The sequence below is a fragment of the Pseudoalteromonas sp. TB51 genome (assembly GCF_000498055.1).
Classification (GTDB): Bacteria; Pseudomonadota; Gammaproteobacteria; order Enterobacterales; family Alteromonadaceae; genus Pseudoalteromonas; species Pseudoalteromonas atlantica.
Genome location: NZ_AUTO01000201.1, coordinates 1 through 1699, shown reverse-complemented (window position 1 = coordinate 1699; position 1699 = coordinate 1). Strand labels below are relative to the sequence as shown.

Sequence of the window (1699 nt, the reverse complement as noted above, 5' to 3'; positions counted from 1 at the left end):
AGTTGCTTCTCTAAAAGCGAAGCGTCTCTTAACCTCTTTGTGATTTATTGATCTTTAATACAAAAATGCACAAAGAGAAGGGAATGAGGAGTAAATGAGAAGTGAAAGTTGTAGGCGAGAAGCTTGCTCGCGCAAGATGCAAGTTACTTCTCTAAAAGAGAAGCGTCTCTAAACCTCTTTGTGGTTTATTGATCTTTAATACAAAAATGCACAAATAGAAGGGAATGAGGAGTAAATGAGAAGTGAAGTTTGTAGGCGCGAAGCTTGCTCGCGCAAAATGTTAGTTACTTCTCTAAAAGCGAAGCGTCTCTAAGCCTCTTTGTGCTTTATTGATCTTTAATACAAAAATGCACAAAGAGAAGGGAATGAGGAGTAAATGAGAAGTGAAATTTGTAGGCGCGAAGTTTGCTCGCGCAAGATGTTAGTTGCTTCTCTAAAAGCGAAGCACTTTTTAACCTCTTTGTGAATGCGTTGGTTTTATTTACGAGCTATCGCTCGTCACGCCAGCAAGCTGCGCGTCTACAAGGTAATTTACCTCGGTGTTAATTTTGTTGGTAGGCGCGAAGCTTGCTCGCGCAAAATGTTAGTTACTTCTCTAAAAGCGAAGCGTCTCTAAACCTCTTTGTGATTTATTGATCTTTAATACAAAAATGCACAAAGAGAAGGGAAAGAGGATTAAATGAGAAGTGAAGCTTGTAGGCGCGAAGCTTGCTCGCGCAAGATGTTAGTTGCTTCTCTAAAAGCGAAGCGTCTCTTAACCTCTTTGTGGTTTATTGATCTTTAATACAAAAATGCACAAAGAGAAGGGAAAGAGGATTAAATGAGAAGTGAAAGTTGTAGGTGCGAAGCTTGCTCGCGCAAAATAGTAGCTATGACATTTAATAAATACTTACCTTACAATCAAAAAAGCGGTGTTAAATTTAACACCGCTTTTTTACGTTAAGGCAATAAAGATGCGTTTAAAGCATTGGTTTTAGCACATCATATAAAGCGTTAATGTGGTCGTCTCTGTCGTTTAAAGCGGCTATATAACGGTACTTTTCGCCGCCTGCGTTTTCAAAAATTTCGCGGTTTTCTTCTTCAAGCTCTTCGAGTGTCTCTAAGCAATCGGCACTAAAAGCAGGGCTTAAAATTGCAACGTCGGTAATGTTTTCATCAGGTAACGATGCAAGCGTGGCGTCGGTGTATGGCTTTAACCATTCGGCTTTACCAAAGCGGCTTTGAAAAGTGCTAATTACTTTATCTTTATCAAGGCCTAGTTTTTCAACCACTAAACGCGTGGTTTGCAAACATAGGCAGTGGTAAGGGTCGCCTCTATCTAAAAATAGCTTTGGCATACCGTGATATGAAAAAACTAATTTTTGTGGCATGCCGTTTTTTTCTAAATCTTCGCTAATGCTGCTAGCTAATGAATCAATGTAAGCGGTGTTTTTGTGATAACCATTTACAAAGTGTAGCTCGGGCACCCAGCGCCATCTTTGCAATACTCTTGATACGGCATCAAATGTTGAGCCGGTGGTAGGACTTGAGTATTGCGGGTAAAGTGGTAGTACAATTATGCGCGTTAGGCCTTTATCGCGCAGCGCTTCCAGGCCCGCCTCTATTGAAGGGTTGCCGTAACGCATGGCCATAACAACTTCGGTATTGGTGTAACCTTGCTCTTGGAGTAGCGCGTTTAGTTTGTCGCGTTGCAGGCGGG

General features: G+C 41.3%; 1 protein-coding gene. It reads right to left on the bottom strand.

What is annotated here, in order from left to right; genetic code table 11:
• Positions 1 to 959: 959 nt before the first annotated feature.
• Positions 960 to 1699: ferrochelatase (gene hemH / locus L650_RS0110750; RefSeq protein WP_029773115.1), on the bottom strand; the 740-nt coding region annotated here is incomplete at its 5' end.